The sequence below is a fragment of the Candidatus Eisenbacteria bacterium genome (assembly GCA_016867715.1).
Lineage (GTDB): Bacteria > Orphanbacterota > Orphanbacteria > Orphanbacterales > Orphanbacteraceae > VGIW01.
On record VGIW01000004.1, the window covers coordinates 18,279 to 39,621 of the forward strand.

The 21,343-nt window shown below is 65.3% G+C and carries 10 protein-coding genes; 9 read left to right on the top strand and 1 reads right to left on the bottom strand.

Annotation, left to right across the window (positions count from 1 at the left end):
* Positions 1-3 precede the first annotated feature (3 nt).
* From FJY73_01665 to FJY73_01685, 5 genes are read left to right on the top strand one after another with little or no spacing between them, the layout of a single operon-like run.
* A complete protein-coding gene (locus FJY73_01665; protein ID MBM3319372.1) occupies positions 4-2,349 on the top strand; it encodes a YfhO family protein in 2,346 nt (781 codons plus the stop codon).
* Entirely contained in the window at positions 2,346-4,013 is a 1,668-nt protein-coding gene (locus FJY73_01670) for an alkaline phosphatase family protein (protein ID MBM3319373.1), read from the top strand. The genes FJY73_01665 and FJY73_01670 overlap by 4 nt, the downstream gene beginning before the upstream one ends.
* Positions 4,003-5,580, top strand: a complete 1,578-nt coding sequence (locus FJY73_01675; protein ID MBM3319374.1) for a hypothetical protein — start codon at positions 4,003-4,005, stop codon at positions 5,578-5,580. Before FJY73_01670 ends, FJY73_01675 begins: the two co-directional genes overlap by 11 nt.
* Complete coding sequence (locus tag FJY73_01680; GenBank protein ID MBM3319375.1) at positions 5,577-6,551, top strand: flippase-like domain-containing protein; 975 nt, start codon at positions 5,577-5,579, stop codon at positions 6,549-6,551. Before FJY73_01675 ends, FJY73_01680 begins: the two co-directional genes overlap by 4 nt.
* Positions 6,538-8,838 (top strand): tetratricopeptide repeat protein, encoded by a 2,301-nt coding sequence (locus FJY73_01685; protein MBM3319376.1) that lies wholly within the window; start codon positions 6,538-6,540, stop codon positions 8,836-8,838. Before FJY73_01680 ends, FJY73_01685 begins: the two co-directional genes overlap by 14 nt.
* Here FJY73_01685 and FJY73_01690 read toward each other — a convergent pair.
* The gene (locus FJY73_01690; GenBank protein ID MBM3319377.1) at positions 8,823-10,778 is read right to left on the bottom strand and encodes a glycosyltransferase family 39 protein; all 1,956 of its coding nucleotides are present in this window, start codon (positions 10,776-10,778) and stop codon (positions 8,823-8,825) included. The genes FJY73_01685 and FJY73_01690 overlap by 16 nt on opposite strands.
* Positions 10,779-11,005: 227 nt before the next feature.
* On the opposite strand from FJY73_01690, the gene FJY73_01695 reads away from it, so the two are divergent.
* From FJY73_01695 to FJY73_01710, 4 genes are all read left to right on the top strand, one after another.
* Positions 11,006-12,643: a PD40 domain-containing protein gene (locus tag FJY73_01695; GenBank protein ID MBM3319378.1), complete on the top strand. Its 1,638-nt coding sequence runs from the start codon at positions 11,006-11,008 to the stop codon at positions 12,641-12,643.
* Between the two features lie 407 nt (positions 12,644-13,050).
* Positions 13,051-16,551 (top strand): T9SS type A sorting domain-containing protein, encoded by a 3,501-nt coding sequence (locus tag FJY73_01700; GenBank protein ID MBM3319379.1) that lies wholly within the window; start codon positions 13,051-13,053, stop codon positions 16,549-16,551.
* Between the two features lie 227 nt (positions 16,552-16,778).
* Positions 16,779-19,121 carry a hypothetical protein gene (locus FJY73_01705; GenBank protein ID MBM3319380.1) on the top strand — a complete coding sequence of 781 codons (2,343 nt, stop codon included), beginning with the start codon at positions 16,779-16,781 and terminating at the stop codon, positions 19,119-19,121.
* A 23-nt stretch (positions 19,122-19,144) separates the two neighbouring features.
* Positions 19,145-21,193, top strand: coding sequence for a hypothetical protein (locus tag FJY73_01710; GenBank protein ID MBM3319381.1), 2,049 nt, complete (start codon positions 19,145-19,147; stop codon positions 21,191-21,193).
* Positions 21,194-21,343 lie beyond the last annotated feature (150 nt).

Sequence of the window (21,343 nt, forward strand, 5' to 3'; positions counted from 1 at the left end):
GTCATGCGTCCCGAACGGCTCCTTCCGCTTCTCTTCGTCGGCGTCGCGCTCGTCGTCTTTCGCGGATCCGTCTTCGAGGGGCGGGCCGAGATCCCCTGCAACCCCAACCGGTGGCTTCCCTGGCGGCTTCACGCCTCCGCGGAGGAGATCGCCCCGCCGGCGGTGAACTCGGACACGCCTCTCGCGTACTTCCCGCGGCGCGTTTTCGCGACCGAGAGGATGCGCGCGGGAGACCTCCCCCTCTGGGATCCCTTCACGTTCACCGGCCAGCCGTTCCTCGCGAACTACCAGTCGGCCCTCTTCTATCCGATCAACCTGCTCCTCTACGCGGTCGAGCCGATGCGCGCGACCGGTTGGCACCTCTTGATCCACTTCGTCCTGGCGGGGTTCTTCTTCTATCGGTGCGCGCGCTCCTTCGGGCTCGCGCCCGGACCTTCGGCGGCGGGGGCGCTTCTCTTCGAGCTGAACCCGTTCTTTCTCACGCGCATCGGACATCCGACCTTCGTGGCGACGGCGGCTTGGCTCCCGCTCGCGATTCTCGCCGCCAGAAGGCTCGCGCGCGCCCCCACCGCCGGGAACGCCGCGTTTCTTGCGGGATCGCTCGCCCTGGCGGCATTCGCCGGGTTTCCGCAGACGCTCGTCCACATCGCCTACGCGGTCGGTTTCTGCATGCTCCTCGCTCTCGCGATGGATCCGGAGGTTCGGAAAACGCGGGCGGCGTTCGTCTTCGCGGGAAGCGCGCTTCTCGCCGCGGGGATCGCGGCCGTCCAGATCCTCCCGACGGCGGAGCTGCTCCGCCTTTCGACCCGGGACGCCCTCGATCTCCCGACGTTCCTCTCGGGCACCCATCATCCGGCGATGCTCGTCAAGACGGTCGTCCCGGACTTCTTCGGAAACCCGATGCGGGAGAACCTCTGGTCGACCCTCTTCCAATCGGGGAACGGGCTCTTCCGGCAGAACTATGTTTCAACATTAAATTATTTCGGCGTGCTCCCCCTCGCGATCGGGCTCTACGGGCTCGCCGCGGGGCGGAGCCGCCTCTTTCTTCTCGGGCTCTTCCTCTTTCCCCTTCTCGTTCTTTGGGGGACGCCGTTCGCCGAGGCCGCCTTTCATCTTCCCGGGTTCCGCTTCTCCCGGCCCGACCGTTTGATTCTTCTTCCTCTCTTCGCGAACGCCCTCGCGTTCGCGTTCGGGCTCGAACGATTGAACCGGCGGCCGCGAGCGGTTTCCAGCGGGGTGTGCGCGGTGCTCGGGCTCTTTCTTCTCCTCGGAGGGGCGGCGGCTCTCTTCCGCGATCCGCTCGTCCGCTTCTTCCTCGATGGGCGCGCGCTCGTCGCCGGCGGCATCGCGGAGCTCCCCGCGGGGCCGGTTTCTCTCGACTCGCTCGCGGGGACGGTTCTCGTTTCCGCGCTCACCACCGTCCTTCTCGCGGCTGTCTCTCTTGTCCTTCTCTTCGCGCGGCCGAGGGTCGGGGCGAGGGGCTTCCTCGCGGGTGTTCTCCTCCTCGCGGGCGGCGATCTTCTTCTCTTCCACTCGCGCTTTCACCTCGACCTCCCGCCCGAGATCCTCTTTCGCGAGACGCCGGAGATCGCGCGGATCCGGGAGGAGCTTGGAGCGCACGGGCGGATCGCGCGCTTCGGTCCCGGGGCGACCGATCTTCTGCCGCCGGCCACCGCCTCTCTCTACGGAATCCACGATGTCGGCGGGATCAACGCGATCAACCTGGAAAGATACCGGCGCTTCCTCGAGCTGATCGAGCCGGGACTCTACGGGTACCGGCGCTACCGCCCGTTCCATCGCCCCGAGAGCCTCTCCTCTCCCTTGCTCCGGCTCTTGGGCGCCCGTGTCTACGGGGTCGACACGGAGGGGAGGGTTCTGCCGATGACGGTCGGGGAACCTCTCCCGCGCGCGTCGCTCCACCACACATGGGAGACGCTCCCCGAGAAGAAGATTCTCGAACGCCTCCGCTCTCCCTCGTTCGATCCGGCGGGAACGGTTTACCTCGAGGAGCCGGCGCCGACTCCGCCCGGCGTTTCCGGAGGCGGCTCCGCCTCGATCGAGCTCTACGAGCCGGATCGAGTGGTCGTTCGCACCGAATCGGGCGCCGACTCGTTCCTTCTCCTCGCGGACGCGTGGTTCCCCGGATGGACCGCCTCGGTGGACGGCGCGCCGGCGAAGATCTACCGCGCCGACTACGCCTTCCGGGGCGTCCACCTGCCGGCCGGCGGGCATGTGGTAGACTTCCGCTATCGACCGGCGTCCTTCAGGGTCGGAGGAATCGTCTCCCTCCTCTCGCTCGGGGCCGCGGTTATTTTGCTTATCAAGGATCGAAGAAGGAGGGGGGGATGAGCCGAGTTCTCGTCATCGGGATCGACGGCGTCACGTTCGACACGCTCGATCCGTGGATGGACGAGGGGATACTCCCCTACCTCGCGTCGCTCCGCGAGGAGGGGGTTCACGCGCCCCTCCGGTCGGTCTTCCCGCCGATCACCGCTCCCGCGTGGGCCTCGTTCCAGACCGGCATGAACCCGGGAAAGACCGGGATCTTCGAGTTCCTCTATTCGAAGGGAGGGCTTGACGATCCGGTCCCGGTGAACGCGACGTTTCGGGACGGAGTTCCGGTCTGGGAGATCCTCTCACGGAACGGGAAGAAGGTGATCGCTCTCGGGGTTCCGCTCACCTACCCGCCCGACCCGGTCGACGGCTGCATCGTCGGCGACTTCCTCATGCCGCGCGGCGTCCGCGATTTCACTCACCCGCCCGAGCTTCTCGATGAGATCGAAGCCGCGCTCGGACCCTATCCCGTTTATCACAAAGAGGTCTATCAGAAGGGGAAGGTCGGGCGCCTGATCGACGAGGCGTTCGAGATCCTCCGCTACCGGCGCGCGCTCGCCCTTCGCCTTCTCCGCGAGAAGGAGTGGGACTTCGCGATCGCCTACTTCGAGGGGACGGACCGCATCCAGCACGAGGTGTGGCACATCTTCGACGAGACGCACCCGCGCTCGAATCGGAAAGAAACCGCTCTCTATCGAACCCGGGTCCTCGACTTCTATCGGGAGGTCGACGATACGGCGCGAATGCTCGCGGAGATCGGGCGCGAGCGTGGAGCGGTCGAGTTCGTCCTTTCGGACCACGGCTTCGGGCCGATCCACTATTATTTGAACTTCAACGTTTGGCTGCTCGAGAAGGGATTCCTCGCGCTGAAGCGGGACGCCCTCACGCGCGCGAAGACGCTTCTCTTCCGCGCGGGAATCACGCCGGCGTTCGGCTACCGCGCGGCGATGCGTCTCGGTCTGGCCGGGCTCCGCCTCTCGCGCGGGGTCGGGGGGCGCTCCGGCCTCTTCCGGCTCATCAACCGCCTCTTTCTCTCCCTCGACAACATCGATTGGGAACGAACGCGCGCCTACTCGAAGGGAAACTACGGGCAGATCTACGTCAACCTGAAGGGGAGGGAGCCGCACGGGTCGGTGGAGCCGGAGGCGTACGAGGGGACGGTGCGGGAGCTGATCGAGGAGCTTCGCCGGATCGAGAGCCCCGAGGGGGGCCCTCTTCTCTCCGACGTGTTCCGCAGGGAGGAACGCTTCACAGGGCCGCACGTGGTTCGGATGCCGGACGTGCTCTTCATTCCTCGAGATATGAAGTACAAAGCGCTCGGGATCGTCGATTTCACGACCAGGAGCTTCATCGAGCCGACGTTCGGGAACTCGGGAGACCACCGAATGAACGGGATCTTCCTCGCTCGGGGCGGGCCGATCCGCGCGCGGCGGGAGCGGCTTCCCGAGATCTCGATCTGCGACGTCGCCCCCACGATTCTTCACCTGTTCGGCGAGGCGATCCCCAACGACATGGACGGCCGCGCGATCGAGGAGGCGTTCGGGGAGGAATGGAGAAGGGCGCACCCGGTTCGCTTCCGGGAGCCGTACGAGGCGCGCCCGAAGGGGGAGAGGGCGCTCACCGAGGAGGAGCGGCGCGAGATCGTCGAGCGCCTGAAGGGAATGGGGTATGTGGGATAGACGCGATCTCCTCGTCGCGTTTCTTCTCGGCCTCCTCTCACTCCTCCTCTTCCTTCAGTACCTGGACTACGGCATCAACGACGACGAGGGCTACCTCCTCGGCGGCGTTACCCGGATCCTCGAGGGGGAGGTCCCGTACAGGGATTTTCACCACACGTACGCCCCGGGTCGCTTCTACCTCGTCGCTCTTCTCTTCCGGGTTTTCGGCGAGGACCTCTTCGTGGTGCGCGGCCTGTGGGTGGCGCTCCGCGTCGTGATCGTCTGCCTCGCCTACCTCGCGGGGCGGCGGGTCCTCTCCCGTTCGGGCGCGGTCGCCGCGAGTCTCTTCTTCATCGCCGCTCCAGGGCCGTGGCACAAGAGCTTCTTTCATCTGTTTCTTCTGGCGAACCTTCTCGCGCTGATGGGGCTTCCCGGGCCAAGGGCGCGCGGCGCCGCGGCGGCCGGTCTTCTCGCGGGAGCGACGTTCCTCTTTCGGCAGGATCTCGGGGTTTTCGTCTTTCTCGTGTACGGGCTTCTTCTTCTTCTCGGCCGCCGGACCGGCGAGAACGCGGCGCGCGGAGCGGCGTTCTTTCTAAGCGCGGCGGCGGCGATCCTCCCCTTCGTTCTCTATTTCGCGGCCGAGGGGGCGCTTCCCGCGGCCGCGTCGAAGGTCCTTCTCGCGGGGATGCGGGATAACCGGACGAACGCGCTCCCCTTCCCGAGCCTTTTCCATCCGATTTCCGGGGGCGTCTCCGGCCTCGCGTTCTTTCTTCTTCGTCTCCTTTATTATGTGCCGGTTCCGCTCGCGCTCCTCGCCGGGGCGAGTGGAGTGAGGGGACTCCTCCGCGGGCGTCCGGACGGGAGACCCCTCTTGGTCCTCTCGCTTCTTGGCCTTCTTTCCTTCAACCAAGCGCTCTGGCGGAGCGACCTCGCGCATCTCTTTCAGGCGGTCGGCGCGGCGTATCTTCTTCTCCCTTGGGCGCTCGAACGGATCGCCCTGCGATCGGCTCCGGCGCGTGCGGCGCTCCTCTCTGCGCCTCCCGTCCTTCTTCTTCTCGCGATCTTCATCTACGCGGACGCGTACCGATCGCCCCTCAAACGGCCCTGGATCGCCGCCGAGGGGCTTCAGCCGATCCCTCCCTACTACACCGGCTCGATCGCGCAGGTAGGCGGCCGCGTCGAGCGCCTCACGCTTCGGAAGGCGAGGGTGCGCGTTCCGCCCGAGGAGGCGAGGTCTCTCGAAGCGATCGGCAAGGTCCTCGACCGCTACAGTTCTCCGGGCGATTATGTCCTCACGGTCCCGGGATTCCAGATGATCTACTTTCTCTTCGACCGCGCGAACCCGACCTCGTTCATTCACCTGCGAAGGGGATTCGACGCGCCCGCCGAGGAGGAGGCGTATATTCGGGATCTACTGAACCGCCCGACGAAGCTCGTTCTCCTCAGGGACATTCCGCTCGACGGACGAGAGGAACGCCGCTTCCGGAACTACGCGCCGCGCGTCTTCGATGCGATCGAGCGCGCCTTCGAGCCGGTCGAAAGGTTGGGCGACCTGATCGTGTACCGGCGCGCGGAGGGGGAGCGGTGAGAGGGAACCTCCTCCGGCTCGCCGTCACGATCGCGCTCCTCGCGCTCGTCCTCTCCCGCGTCGACCGGGAGGAGCTCAGCCTCGCCGGTTCCGAGGTGAGGGTTCTCCTTCTTCTCGCCGGATATGGGCTCAACCTCGTCATGGTCTTCTTGAACACCTACCGGTGGCAGATCCTCGTGAGGCCTCTCGGGGCGAGCGTGGGTCTTTTCCGGCTCACCTCGTATTACTTCGTGTGCATGTTCTTCAACAACTTCATGCCGACCTCGATCGGCGGAGACGTGGTCCGCGTGCTCGACCTCGCCCGCGACACGGGAGAGCGCTCCTCGGCGATGGCTTCGGTTCTCGTCGAGCGCCTTCTCGGTCTCTATGTGCTTCTGCCGATCTCGATCGCGGCGTTTCTCCATCTCTATCCCACTCTTCCCGAGCGAGGCTCCTTCCTCGCCGCGGAGGCGGCGATGGCGGTTCTCTTCCTCGCCGGCACCGTCGCGATCCGGCGGAGCACGCTCCGCCGCGCGGAACCGCTTCTCAAACCATTCGCGCCCCTTCTCCATCGGATGGACGCGCGCCGGAGAGCGGGGAGGCTCTACGATTTTCTGGACGCATACAAGAAGCACCTCGGCGCCGTCCTCGCGGCGTTTCTTCTCTCGCTCCTCTCCCGATCGGTGTGGGTGTTCAGCTGCTGGGTTCTCGCGGAGTCGCTCGGCATCCGTCTTTCGGTCGCCCACTTCTTTCTCCTCATGCCGCTGGTGGAGATCGGGAGGATGCTTCCTCTCTCGCTCGCCGGGATCGGGATCCGCGAGGGCGTGATGCTCCTTCTGCTCCGTCTGTTCGGCGTGAGCGACACGCGGGCCGTGCTTCTCGCCTTCCTGATCTATGGGATCTTCGTGGTGAACGGGCTTTTCGGAGGGATCGTGTACGGACTCCGCGGCTTCGTCGAGAGCCGAAAGAGGCGCCGCGATGCCGCCGCGTAGAAGGGTGCGGCGGCGGACCGTCCTCCTCGGGCTCTATGTCTTCGCGCTGATCCTCCGACTCGCCTATCTTTGGGACGCGAGAGACAATCCCTTCCCCGACGCTCTCGGGCTCGACGCACGCTACTACGATCTCCGCGCCGAGGAGATCCTCCGCGAGGGGCTCATCGGCGACGACGCCTACTTCATGGGACCCCTCTATCCGCATCTTCTCGCGGCCGTCTACGGTCTCGCGGGGAGGAACCTTCTTCTCGTCCGCATCCTTCAGGCGTTCGCCGGCGCGGCCGTTCCGGTGCTCCTCTATCGGATCGGCTCGCGCTTCATGAGCCCCACGGTCGCACTCGTCGCGGCCGCGGCGGCCGCGCTCCACGCCCCGTTCATCTTCTATACCTCCTCGATCCTGGACACGGCCCTCTCGGTGGTCCTTCTTCTTTGGATCCTGGACCGGCTCAGCGTATCGGCCGCGCGCGCCTCGTTTCGGCACCCGCTTCTCACCGGCGTTCTCTTCGGCCTCGCCGCGGCAGGGAGGGGGAACGTGCTTCTCTTCCTCCCCTTCGCCCTCTTCGCGCTCGCCCGCGCCGAGCCGGGGAAGAGACGGGAATTCCGCGCGCCGTTCGCTCTTCTTCTCGGGGTTCTCGTCGTGATCGGGGCGACGACCGCGAGGAACTACGCGGCGAGCGGGGATTTCGTCCCGCTCACCTCGAACGGCGGGCTCAACTTCTACATCGGAAACGGGCCGGAATCCTCCGGGGCCTACGAGAAGCCGAAGGGCCTCGACGTGGACGAGGACCCGTCGGGGCGCCGTCTTCTCGAGAGACAGCTCGGCCGCCCGCTCTCCCCATCCGAGGTCTCCGCCGAGTGGTTCTCCCGCGCGACCGCGTGGATCCGCGAGAACCCCGGCGCGGAGCTCCGCCTTCTTCTCAAGAAGACGATTCTTTTCTTCTCGACATTTGAAATTCCGCAGATCGAAACGTATCGGTTTCAGATGCGCTACAGCCCGATCATCCGGGTTCTCCATGCCCCGTTCGGCGTGTTCGCTCCCCTGGCGCTCGCCGGACTCTTCCTCGCCCGCGGGCGAAACCTCTTCCTCCCCGTGTCCTTCGTCTTCTCGTACGCGGCGTCGATCGTTCTCTTCTTCGTTCTCACGCGGTATCGCCTGCCGGTCGTCCCGATGCTGCTCCTCTTCGCCGCTGCGACCTTAGTCGCCTTCGTCGAGGAGGCCGCGAAAGGATGCCGGGGCGCTCTCCTCCGCCGCTTCCTGTGGATCGTTCCGTTCTTCGCTCTCTGCAACGTCAACTTCTACCGTCTCTCCGCGTCGATTGGCGAGGCGCAGTCGTACTATCGTCTCGGCATCATCCATCAGAGCCGCGGCGAAGCCGAGCAGGCGGTTCTCGCCTACCGCCGTTCGATCGAGCTCGATCCGGATTATGAGCGCTCGCGGCTCAACCTCGGCGAGCTTCTCGCGGTCACCGACCGGAAGGAGGAAGCGGAGGCTCTCTTCCGCGAGGCGATGCGGATCGAGCCCGAGTACCCGAAGGCATCTCTCAATCTGGGCACCCTCCTCTACCGCTCGGGGCGGACGGAGGAAGGGAAGGCGTTCCTCGAGGAGGCGCTTCGTCTCGATCCGGGCTACGGAAAGGCATGGCTTCATCTCTCCGCGCTCGCGCTTCTCGAGGGGGATCCCGACGGTGCCGAGAAGGCGTTCGCCGCGCTCGCCTCGCTCGCGCCGGACGATCCGATCCGCGGGCTCGCCGAGGAGTTCCTCACGCGGATCGAGGAGTTCGATCGAATCGCCGTGTGGCGCGAGGCGAACAGTCTCCCGCGCGCTCTTCCTCCGGCCACGCGCGAGGCGGCCACGGCGGAGCTCTTTCGCGATCGTGCCGACTGCCTCGCGCTCTACCGCGCGGGCGCGGCCGGAGGGGACCCCTCGGCGCTCTACGCTCTCGGCGCGGCCCTCTATCGGGAGGAGGATTGGGCGGGCGCGTCCGCGGCGTTCGAACAAGCTGCGCGGAGCGCGGAAGGCCATCCCTTTCTCGGCTTCGCGCGCGGGCTCGTCCGCTTCCGCGAAGGCCGCCCGGAGGAGGCGCTTCCACTTTTCGTCGAGGAGACGGAGGCGAATCCGGATTTTCTTCCCGCGTGGAGGAACGCAGCGATCCTCGCTTCCCGGCTCGGGCTGCACGGCGAGGCGCGGCGTCTCGCGGGCGAGTACGCCGCGAGAGCCGAGGAGGAGGACGAGGCGATCCGCTCGATCCTCTCCGCGTCCCCGCCCTCCGCTCAGGGAACCCGGTAGAGCTCGAGCCCTCCCCATTCTCCGCGCGGCTCGCAGGCCTTCCACGCTCGGTCGAGGATCGCGAGCGCGCGCGCCGGCGCGTATCGCGAAAACACACGCTCGAGCGAGCGGTTCACGAGAACCCACCGAATCTCTTCTTGTCTCAAGTGATTAAGAAAGGCCTCGTTCGAACCGGATCGTTCGGCCAGACGGACGATGCGGGAGGCCTCGAAGAAGCTGTCCGCCGCGTAGGGGCGGTGGAGATAGTACCCGCGGTTCTCCCAGACGAGAAGGATCCGCTCTCCGGCGGGGACGGTCCGCTCGGCGGCACGGAAGGCGGCGTACGACTGGATCTTTCGCCGGAGATAGGAGTCCTCGCTCTCCCGTCCGGAAACGACCGGGAGCGCGTCGCGGCGGGTCTCCGCGAGCGCGGGCGCGAGAAGCCCCGCCGCGATCGCGAGGAAGAGACCTCCCTGAAACACGCCGAAGGCTCCGCGCTCGGTTCTCCAGAACCCTCCCGCGGCGGCGGCGAGAAGAAGAACGACCGGAAGCAAGAACCGAAGCTGCTGCGACCCGAGGCCCCACAGATAGATGCCCGCGAGGGAGAGGAGAAGAACCCCCCGCGTCTCCCGTCCTCCGCGGACCCACGCCCAGAACGCCCAGAGGAGAAGGGCGGGGGAGAGGACCCCGTCGAAAAAGGCGTAGCGCGGCTCCCCGCGAAGAACCGCGTTCCACGGGAGGATTAGGAATCGAAGCGGATCCCTCCCCATGCCGATCGATCGCTGCCAGGCGAGAAGCCTCTCGTCGAGAACTGTGTCCCAGCCGTGTCCGCCGAGGATGGAGGGGAAGAGCGGAAAGAGGGGATTTCCGGTCTCCGCCCATGCCTTGAGGAGCCAAGGGGCGAGAGGAAGATGGGAGAGAAGAAGGAACGCGATCACGCTCCCCGCGGACACCGGGCGCGCGCGCTTCCCGAGCACGGGGAGAAGAAGAAGCGCGAAGAGGAGTGGATAGGCGGCGTAGGCGCTGTACTTCGTCGCGAGCATCCCTCCCGCGAGGAGGGAACCGGCCGCGAGATCCGCGCGGCCGGCTGCTCGCGCATGCCGCGCGAGAAGTAGAAACGAAGCCCCGAAAAAGATGGCCGCCGCAAGATCCACGTTCCCGATCGTGCGGGGGTCAAGAACCAGAGGGAGCGTGAGGAAGAGAGCGGCGGCGGCGAGACCGGACGGCGCGCGGAAAACCTCCCGCGCGAGACGCGCCGCGAGCGTCGCTGCGGCGAGGGCGAGAAGAAGATGGAACGCGCGCGCGGCCGTCGCGCCGCCGATGAGAGCGGCTCCCGCGAAGAGGAGATCCGATCCGTGCGGCATGCGCGCGTAGACGAGGTCCGGCGCTCCTTCGAACCGGCCGTTCTCCGCGTAGGCACGGGCGATCGGCATGTGGTACACGATCGGGTCGTTCGCGGTGAGCGGGGCGAGCGTTCGGACAAGAAGGAGGGCCGCGGCGAGCACGGCGAGCAACCCGAGCGCGAGGGGGAAGAACGTCCGGCGGAGAGACGGCGCGCGGACGGAGATCTTCCGCGGCAGGCCTGCGGCGAAGAACGGGACGAGAAGACCGGCGCCGAGAGCGGCCGGGCGGAAGAGGCCCGCCGCGAGGAGCGCGAAGGAAAGAAGAGAGGAGAGAAGGCCGCCGAGCGCGAAGCAGAGAACCGCGGGTCGGTCCCCGAGCCGGAGAAGCCGCGCGAGCCCGCTCCCTCCCGCGAGGAGCAACCCTCCGTAGAGAAGGGCGCCGGCGATTCCTTTCGCCTGGCCGCCGGCGTCCCATCCGGTACCGTCCGAAGCAGCCGGGAGGCCGAGATCGAGACGCGGCGGGTGCGTGAGGAAGAAGAACGCGGAGAGGAAGAGCGCGGCTCCCGCCCAGAACAGAAGGGCGACCCACCGGACTTGCTGATGTCCTGCATCCGACACGAAGGCGGCAACCTCCCCGCGAGAGAACCTCCCCTTCGAACGTGAAGCAACGTATCACGGAAGGGCGCTTCCCACAACGCCGCGGGCCCTTCGTTCCGGCTCTTGACACGCCCACGGCCATTCAGTATAGTGAACGCGCTTGATTTCCATAGGGTTAGAAACACGCGGCCCTGAGGCCCGCTCGAGGCTGCGGCGAGCGGAAGGAGGAAGGTAAGGTGTCGGGTACGATGAGACGGACTGGGTGGGTCCGCGCGGGGTTGTCGGTGCTCCTTCTCTCGATCCTCGCCTGCGGAGACGACGACTCCGGCCAGTCGATCTTCGACTGCCCGAATTGCGAGCACTGGACTCGGGTCTTCGAGGGGAACGTCAACTTCCCGGCCTACATGCCCGGCACGACCGACATCATCGCCTTCAGCTCGGACCGCGGGAACAGCAGGAACACCGAGAACATCTGGGTTGTCGACCTAGACGGCCCGGGCGGAGAGCCTGTCTTCTACCAGATCACCAATTCTCCCGACGACGAGTTCGACCCTTCCTGGTCGCCGGACGGAACGCGCTTGGCCTACACGGCGGTCCTCCGCGACGAGATGAACAGGCCCGGTTACGAGATCTTCATGATCCGCGTGGATGACTTCTCCAACCCCGGCGACGAGGTGCGCCTCACGAACACCGACTTCTCCGACGAGGTGGTCGTTTCGAAACCCGCCTCGTCGACTTGGCTGGACAACCAAACGATCCTCTATTCTGATGGGCAAGACGTGTTCACGATCGAGCTCGAAGGAAACGAACCGGGCGCGCGAACGAAGATGATCAACGATCCTTCGGATTTCATCTTTTCGGGAACGAACGACTTTGTGGAGAACCAGGCGGCCGCGGTGCGCCTGGGCGGCCGCGACCTCGTCTATTTCGTGTCGGACAGCCGCGTTCCCTTTGGATCGATCCACGTGGAAGCGAAGGACATCGGAGGAGATACCGTCTACGCGGAGATCTTCCTCGAGGGGGTCCCCACCGGCGTGCGGACGCCGAACATCGTCGGCGGGCGTCCGCTCGGGAACTACGTCGTCGGGGCTTCGGTGACCGACCCGCTCGCATCGGAGGACTACTGCGACACACTTCTTTCCGCGCCGTTCGCCGTCTTCGAAAACGACACGACAAACGTAAGCTTCACCTTTGACAACCCGCGCGGAACGATCGTCCTCATCGCGGGTCCGTGGGGCTCGAACTTCTACTACGACAACAAGTATCAGGGCGTGATCCGGCGGGACACCACGAACATCGAGTGCGTGTATCCCGGCCTTCACGAGCTGAAGCTCGTGTCGATCGAGGCGCGAGATACTCTCGGCGTTCTACTCCGCGACTCGATCTGGGTCGCCGTCGGAGAGAACGAGGTCAAGACCTGCACGCTCGACGTGAGCGGGAGGACGGGGAAGGCGAGAGGCACGGGCGGAGCCACCTCGATTCGCCCGTTGAGAGCCGTTCGCAAGGGCGCTGAGGTTGCCCAGCACGACCTCCCGGTTCTCTGGAGGTACGACTCGGAAGACGGCTCTTACGTTCCGATCTCCGAGCCGGGCGAGTACCCCTCCCACCCGGCCGTCGATCCGACGGGGGAATATGTTGCCTATATAGTTGATTTCCGAAGACTTAAAGTTGTCTCTGCCGTGACCGGCCTCACCCGGTGGGTTCCCCTCCCCGGAGCCACCGGCATCAACATCTGCTTCCGCGAGGCGATGCATCCTTGCTGGTCCTCGGACGGAGGGCGGCTTCTCCTCTCGCTTTCGCCCTGCATCGACCAGCCATCTTCGGACGGCAGCGCGACCGAGTTTGACGGGTGGGAGGTCGAGATCGGGCCTTTTCTCCCCCGGTAGGGGGGCGGGCTAACCGGTTCCCCTTTCATCGGTAAGAGTTGACACTCGCGAGAACGGTTTGGTATAATCGCGGGCGATGCGGCGGATTTCATCCAAATGGCCCAGGGCATCCCGCAGCGCGAAGCGTCGCCGTAACTCGCTGTTCTAGAATGGGATATGCAAGAAGGCTGCGGAAGATACGGACTTTCCAACAAGGAGGTGGTCAGAGGAAGAAACGGGTTCAACAAGCTTCCGAGGAATTCCGCAACGTCCGGCGGGGGCCGAATCCGTCGCTGGCCGCCGGTGGGGCGCTGCGGATGTGGGGTCTCTAGTTTCCGCTCCGAAGCCGACTTCCGAGCACGGGAGACGGGGTGGGAGCATCGACCCACGGTTGTTCTCTGTTCCTTGTGCGATGGAGGGCAGACGGTATGAGGAACACCAAGCTCATGACCTTGGCTGCGCTGGTCGTGGGGCTCTCTCTCGTGGCGGCCGTTTCGGCGATGGCCGCGATCGAGAAGACCCCGCGTTCCCCCGAAGCCTTGCGACACCCGAGCGGCGAGATCTTCTCGGCGAACGGGGACGTAATCTACACGAAAGAGGGCGCGCGGTCGGACACCACGTGGATCACAGCCCACGACGACACCCGGTGTGACGACAACCTGGGCACCCCGGCTGACGGCGGCCAGGGGAACAGTGCCCCCGGCTATGCCACGTGGTGCTGGGAACGCGGCTACCTGGGCGGCGGCCTGTACGACTCGTGCGCGTCGACGACCTTGATGCCGAATCCCGGGTGCTTCACCCACTACGACGTCTACACGCTTCTCGTGAACCAGTGGCACCTCGACACGCTGGACCGATACAACCCGGCGGTCGAGGAATCCACCCCCTGGTGCGGCGAGTGGGGCGACACGCTCGTCTGGGAGAACCCGTACGGATACGGCCCGCAGTACAACTACAGCATGATCCTGAACCTCGGCCGCCCGGGGACGACCGGCTTCAACTCCGGAACCGGCTTCACGATCGGCGGCATCCACATGTACGACGTGGAGATCGCGTACGACTACTGCTACCTGGAATACGCGGTCAGCAACAACGAGACCTTGGCGACCTGGTTCGAGCTGGACCGCTACAACGGGACGTCGAACCCGGAGCCGCCGATTCAGTGCCCGGGGACCGGTCTCGGCCGGTACGGATGCGCGCAGTACGAGAGCTTCCAGGTGATCGGTCCGAGCGTGAACAACACGTCGACCAACCTGCTCGTTCGTTGGCGCTTCGCCTCGGACAGCGCGTGGGACGATGAGGACGCGAACGGCGGCGTCTGGACGGACGGCGCGTGGCGCATCGACCACATCTACGCGGGCGGCAAGTCGGGCGGCCATTACCCGAACGGCGGCGGGGTGGAGACGTTCGAGGCCGGATTCGGCCCCGAGTGGTCCACGCCGAGCCTTCCGCAGGCGCAGCTTGGCGGCTTCTGGAGCGGCGGCAAGTGGGTCAACGGGACCCCGGTCGTCTGCGACTGGTGGCATCTCGAGCTGAACCCGGACTACTCGAACTTCGGCAACACCTGCGAGTACACGAACACCTGGATGTGGGTAGCGGACGACCAGGCCTTCACCCAGAACCAGGAAGACGGCTACCACTACCGGCTCGTCACGCCCGTGTTCGAGAGCGGTCCGAACAACCCGTTCTACGATCCGGATCCTCCGGGACCGGGGTCCGAGAACCGGTGGACCGGCGTCGTGGTCGAGTTTGACGAGTACCTTTGCATCAAGGACATCGTCGGCGACGTGACCGACACGCAGTGCCGGGTCTACAACTCGAGCATCAACCGCTGGAGCCAGTGGGAGGGCGACAACTACGTGATCGTCGGCGGTTGCCAGTTCTGGAACATCAACACGTTCGACGAGTGGACCCAGTACCTCGGCCCGGATATCGACTCGGTCCAGTTCTCCTGGGAGTTCCTGGATCGGTGCGATTACAACGCCTCGTCCGAGCTTCCCTGCATGGGGCAGCACCGGAAGGCGACCTACCTCATCGACAACGTGAGCATCGGCGTGTTCGAGCAGCGCGGGACGCAGTGGGCGCAGGGGCAGACCGAGCGCTTCGCCGACACGTTCGCGCGCGACGTCGCGATGCACCCGATGTTCAAGGAGAACTGGGAGCTCTTCCCGACCGACGTCTGGGAGCAGGAAGACTCGATGACCATCCAGGTCCGCGACATCGACGGGGTCATGGGCGGTCCTCCGCCCCAGAACTCCGGCGTGCGGATTCACTGGCGGATCTCGACGACCTGCGGGACGACCTGGGACAAGGAGCCCGGCCGTCCGCAGGGCGCGACCTACTTCCCGGCGGCCAACTGGAACTCGAAGGTGATGAACTTCTCGGTTCCGGACGACGAAGACGCGCAGGGGACCAAGGCCGAGTTCAACGGCGTGTACTCCACGATCATCACGATCGCGGACAACGCGACGTACCTCGGCGCCGGGGCGACCCTGTGGCCCGAAGGGACGATGATCGAGTACTACTTCACGGCGCTGGACAGCTTGGGCACCCGGGATACGGTTCCGAACCGGAACGCGATTCGCCGGAACGATCTCCGGCTCGTCGAGACGACCGTGGGCAAGCAGCACGATCGCCGGCTCCCGTGGCCGTTCGACGTGAGGGTGCTACCGTGCCCGACCTCGAAAGACCCGCTCCCCTCGGGCCAGAACCATCCGGTTCTCCTGGTCGACGGGTACGGCCGGACCGCGTACGACATCTCGACCGACCCGAACTTCTCGCAGTCCGGAGTCACCTCGTTCCCGTTAGTGCATCAGATCTTCGAGGAGTCGCTGAAGCGCCTCGGCGTTCAGTACGACTTCTACCGCCAGGGCTACGGCGTCAGCCGGGGGAACGCCCCGATCTACTCGCAGCCCTTCCACAAGGACAGCTACGGCGGCGTGATCAACCACATCGGCGCGATGGCGCGGCGCTACAAGACTGTGATCTGGTTCTTCGGCACGTTCAGCAACGAGAGAACGGTCGTGGACTCGTCGCAGCTCGAGATCGCCACGTACCTCGACATCGCAGGCGTGAACTTCCCCGACTCGGCCAACATCTGGGTACTCGGGGAAAACCTCTGCGAGGATAACGAGCTGACCGACCCGGCTTGGACGAGAAGCGGCAACCAGACGACCAACGGCGCCTTCTTCTGGAAGACGCTTTGCGGTCTGACGGAGAAGGCCGGAGGCTGCACGGACCAGGCGGGTCACGGCGGCCCCGGAGAGGCGTACCGCTACTACCTCGTGGGCCAGGCGGGCACCTGCCTCGCGGGAATCACAAAGGCTCAAGGGTATTGGGACTGCCCGATCCGTGGGCACCCCGACGATGAGGCCACCACCGCAGCCGCGACCGCGCTCATCAAGTACCATGATGATCTCGGCGCGGGCAAGTTCGCCGCGTCGTTCAGGCGTCATGCGAACGGAAGCAAGGCGATCCTGTCGTTCGTCTCCCTCGAGCACTTCACGAGCGCGCAAGAACGCGACTGCGTGGTGCAGGCCGTTCTCGGACGCGCCGGAGACGGCATTGGCGACAACCTGCAGTTCAACACCGGCATCCCGACGCCGCGCGCGAACTGCACGATCAACGTCGACGTGCCGGACGGTGTTCCGTCGATCTTCGCCCTCAGGCAGAACGTTCCGAACCCGTTCAACCCGATCACGACGATCTACTTCGATCTGCCGAAGCAGACGAAGACGACGCTTCGGGTGTACGACATCGCGGGCCGCGAGGTCCGCACGCTCGTGGACGGCGTTCTGAACGAAGGGCCGCACGAGGCGACATGGAACGGGAAGGACAACTCCGGACGCGACGCGGCGAGCGGCGTGTACTTCTACCGCCTCGACGCGGAGAAGGACACGGCCACGCGGAAGATGGTGCTGCTCCGGTAATCTAGCCGGGCGGTTACCGCTTCGAACCGGATCGCCGGGGCTTCGGCCCCGGCGATCTTGTTTGTGCGCGCGAGTCGCCGGCTCACGCCATCGCCTCTCCTCGCGCAGGTTCAAAGCGCCTAGGAACACGGCATTTGGGTTGACACCCGAGGAAGCCGTTTGGTATAGTCGCGTGGCGACGCTGAGGAGGCGAATGCGACTTAACCCCGGACTCTGTAAGAACTTACATGATCGGAGTGCTCCGCATGATCCAGAGGCGAGTTTTCAAAGGGACGGTTCTTCTTCTTCTTGCCGCGACCGCATATCTTCTCCATGCCGGCTGCGAGGGGATCGAGATCCCGGAGCCCGACAAGAACAAAGAGCCGGAGACCGAGATCACACGATCCCCCGTGGATAGCAGCGGAGCCTTCTACCGAGTGCACCTCTTCTGGAAGGGCTTCGACTCGGACGGGGTGATCCAAGGTTTCGAGTACGCCGTGGGAGACACGTTGCGCCTCGAATCGTGGGTCTTCACCAATCGCACCGATTCCCTCTTCGTGTTCAACACCGCCACCGAGCAATCCCAGGTTCAGCGCCGCTATCACCGTTTCTTCGTCCGCGCGGTCGACAACGAGGGGAAGGAAGACCCGAGTCCGGCGACGGTCGATTTCTTCGCGGAGACGCAAGCGCAGCCGCGCTCCATCCTGACCGCTGAGACGGTCAACCGCGTCGCCGTCAAGAACTCGGTCGCCTTCGTGGCCGCGGGCGCGAACGGCCTCGACGTGTTCGCGATCGGCGATCCGGGCAACATCCGCCGGATCGGGCGGGCGTTCACCGGAGGAAGCGCGACCGATTGCGTGCTCGACGGCGACTACGTCTATCTCGCAGACGGCCCAGCGGGCGTGACGATCCTCGATGTTTCCGATCCTTCCTCGCCCCGGATCGCCGCGCGATACCCGACGCTCGGGCGCGCCGCTCGCGCCTTGGCGTTCCGGGACCCGTACCTCTTCATCGCGGACGGAACGAACGGCATCCTGGTCCTCGACATGAGCGTTCCGGAGGATCCGGTTCTCTTCGCGCGCTACCGCCCGCGCCCGAGCCCCGTGTTCTCCGGCGTGGCGCTCCACGACGACCTCGTCTTCTGCGTGGCGGGAATGCAAGGTCTCTCCGTTCTCCGCTTCCGTCCCCATGAGGAGAGCCTCATCTTGCTCCCGCTCCCCGAAGCGGATCCCGGCGCATTCCGTACCTTCGATCCGTTCAACGCGGTGTTCCCGGAAGAAGGGCGCGCGTACATCGGCGAGGGGGGAGCCGGGGTTCTCCTTCTTCAAGTGAACGCCGACGGATCGGTCTCCGAGAGGAAGCGCGTGACGCTCCGGGGCGGGAACGCCGGGCACATGCTGAAGAAGGACGGGCGTCTGTATGTCTCCAACGGGTTCAACGGGGTCTGTGTGCTCGACGTGACGAACCCGGATGACCCGGTCCTCGTGAACCACGTCGGGTATTCCGGGAACGTGACAGGGATCGCTTTCGCGGGGGACGACACGCTGGTCGTTTGCAACGGCGACCGGGGGATCGCGCTCCTCGACGTTTCCGATCCGAGCGCGCTCGACCGGATCCCGACCGCGTCCGTCGTTCTCTGTCCGCAAAGCCCGGCCGAGGGGGAGACGCTGCTCGCATACTCCTCCGCGAAGTTCTGCTGGAGCGGCGTTTCGCCGGGCGGGCAGGTCGTGGCGTATCGCTATCAGCTTCAAGGGATCAACAGCCGGCCGGTCCTCGTTCCGCCCGAATCGACCACGGTCTTCTATCAGGACCTTCCGCCGGAGGCGCTGTACGTCTTCTCCGTCGAGACGAAGGACGAGACCGGGCTTTGGAGCGCGAGCGGGGGGACGGCGGAACGCCGCTTCACGGTCAACTTCGACCCCGAAACGACCCTGGACAGCATCTGGGTGACCGGCCCGTTCACGGACGCGGGCCCGATCCCTCTGACCGCAGTCGACACCTTGCTTCCCGATTCGACATATGTTCACTTCACCTGGAGCCACACAGACAGGGACACGGTTCGGGGCGACCGGGTCGTCGGCTCCTGGTGGAGCGTCAGCGGCGTGCAGGTGTCGGCCGAGAGCCTCGAGGGGGTGCTCCTTCTTCGCGACGTGGCGGGCCCCCTGATCTCCTCCGTGAGCAGCTACGTTCTCGAGGTCGGGGGGATCGATTCGTACGACCGGCGCGAGAGCCGCGGGGCGAAGTTCCCCTTCCAAATCAACTATCCGCCGGATGTCCGGTTCCTCTACCCGGAGGTGAACCAGACAGTGATTACTCGGGACAGCGTGACGGTCCGTTTCCAGGGAATCGACCGCGACGGCCCGCCGCACCAGATGATCTACGAGTACAAGTTCCGGACGGCCGACAACGAGTTCCTCGCCGACGATCGCAATCTCTCCGGTCTCTACGGAACCGACGAGGGGGTCATGCAGATCCGGCTGCCGACCTTCGGCAAGAGAGGGCGAGTCGTTCTCGATGTTCTGCCGGTCGATCGCGCCGGAAGGGGAAAGACCGGACCACAGAGGACGCTGCAGTTCTTCGTGAACTACTAGCCCAGAGAACGGGGGTTCTTCCCATGCAAGCGGTTCGCATCACGATGCAAACGATCGTGCTTTTCGCGTTGCTCCTCGTGGGAAGCGCGTGCGACGAGGTTTCAACGGCGCCGGACACGAATGTTCCTCCGACCACCAGGATCTCCGGGGGACCGGAACCCTTCAGCCAATCGGTCTATCTCGTGAAGCTGAATTGGTATGGCGAGGACGTGGACGGCTGGGTCGATTCCTTCGAGTACGCGTGGAACGACACGGCCGAGTGGTTCTCCACGATTCTCAAAGATTCGACGTTTGTCGTGGCGAGCGATACGTGCTGCATCTTCGACACGCTTCTCACAGCGTTGGGGCAAGATTCGATCGTCGAACGGTTCTTCCGCTACCATACGTTCTTCGTCCGGGCGGTGGACAACCGAGGAGCGAGGGACCCGAGCCCGGCGTATCTGACGTTCAACTCCACCACGGTCGCTCCGGTCAGCCGCATCACTCGAGGCCCCCAGATGAACGCGACAAGCGGGCGCGCGGTCGGCATCCATTGGGAGGGCGCCGACCCGGACGCTCCGAACAACGCCGTCGCCGCCTATGAGTACTTCCACGTGACCAAGGGGGTTCTCCGAGAGAGATACGGATACGTGGACGCCGTCGGGATGACGCGGAGGATCTGGAATCAGCTCGGGTGGATTCGCGTCGGAGCCGACACGACGAGCGTCGTTCTCCGAAACCTGCAGACCGGCTTCGGCCCGGGTGGGGCGAACCGCCACTTCTTCTTCGTTCGTTCGATCGACGAGGCCGGAGCAGTCGAACAGATCCCGGTTCGCGGGATAAACTACAGGGAGTGGGGCGCGGCCGACTCCACGACCGGCCTCGTGCTCATTCGATCGAACGTGATGGGAGCGGCCAGCACGGGGAGCCGCCACGTCGGCCAGATCTTCGAGGGGACGCGCGTCTTCTTCTCCTGGAGGGCCAACCTCGGGAGCTACGACGGGGTGCCGACCGGCTACAGTCACGCGTACGACCAGCCGCTCTGGACGCCGTGGGACCTCTCGGACACGCGTTTCCCGCGCGAGGGGAGCTTCATCCCCCTCCGCGGTCCCCATACGTTCTTCGCGAGGGTGCGCGATGAGGCCGGAGAGATCGTGTCCGCCGCCTTCCCCTTCGAGGTGTTCGCCGGCCCGAGGAATCTGGACACCACATCGGTCCTCTTGCTCAGCAACTTCCACATCGAGAGCGCCAACGGGGATTTCTACCCGCAACCGGAGAAATACGAGCGTTTCTGGAGCGACTCGCTCCTCGCCAACTTCAACCACGACTTCTACGACGCCCGAACGTTGCGGATCAACGAGCCGCCGATTCGTCTGATGAGCCGCTCGACGACGATCATCGTCCCGACGGACGACTGGGAGGGGGGAGCCGGCCAGACCCCGATCGTGGCGTTGTGGCACGATCAGCGCACCAACCCGCTCTGGTCCTACGTGGACGCCGGAGGAAACCTCCTCATCTGCGGGTTCAATCCGGACTGGAACTTCCTCCCGGACAACGACTATCTCGACACCGGGTTCGTGCCCCAGCCCGACCCGTGCTTCTGGGTTTCGAGCCCGAAGAGCTGCGGACCGCTCATTTGGTATCATCCGTTGCTCGCGGATTCGCTCCCTCATCCCATGTACGAGTATTGCGCGGTCGAGACCACGTGGCTCGACGAGACGGCGGACTTCTTGTGGGGAGCGAAAGCGTTGGTCAGCGGGCTCCCCGACCTCCAAGTGGACAGCTTGCGCTCGAAGAACTTCACGAACAACCTCTCCCCGGGAATCAAGAGAGGGCTCTGGAACTGCCAGCGGATCACCTACCGGAAGGACATGGGCGTGATCCCGCTCTATGGGTATAGCAGGACTGCGCGCCCGCTGTCGTTGGAGCCGACATCGAACAAGCAGGCGGTGGCGATTTACGTCCCGTCGGACGGGGTCCGAGGCGACGTCGTCTACATGGGAATGTCGGAGTATTTCTTTAAGCCTGCACAAACCAGGGAGATGATCGAGACCCTGTTGACGACGTATCTGAAGGAGACGATGCGGGACTAGCTCGAGCGATCGGCTGGCGCCCGCTCTTCGTCCACGGATTCTCACAGCGTGTTCCCGGCTCGGCCGTCCGGCCGCGGTCCGCGCGGAGGAAGCGGGCGCGTATCACGGCCTTGTGCTAGAATACCCTGGATCTGTTCGCAGGAGGGGCTG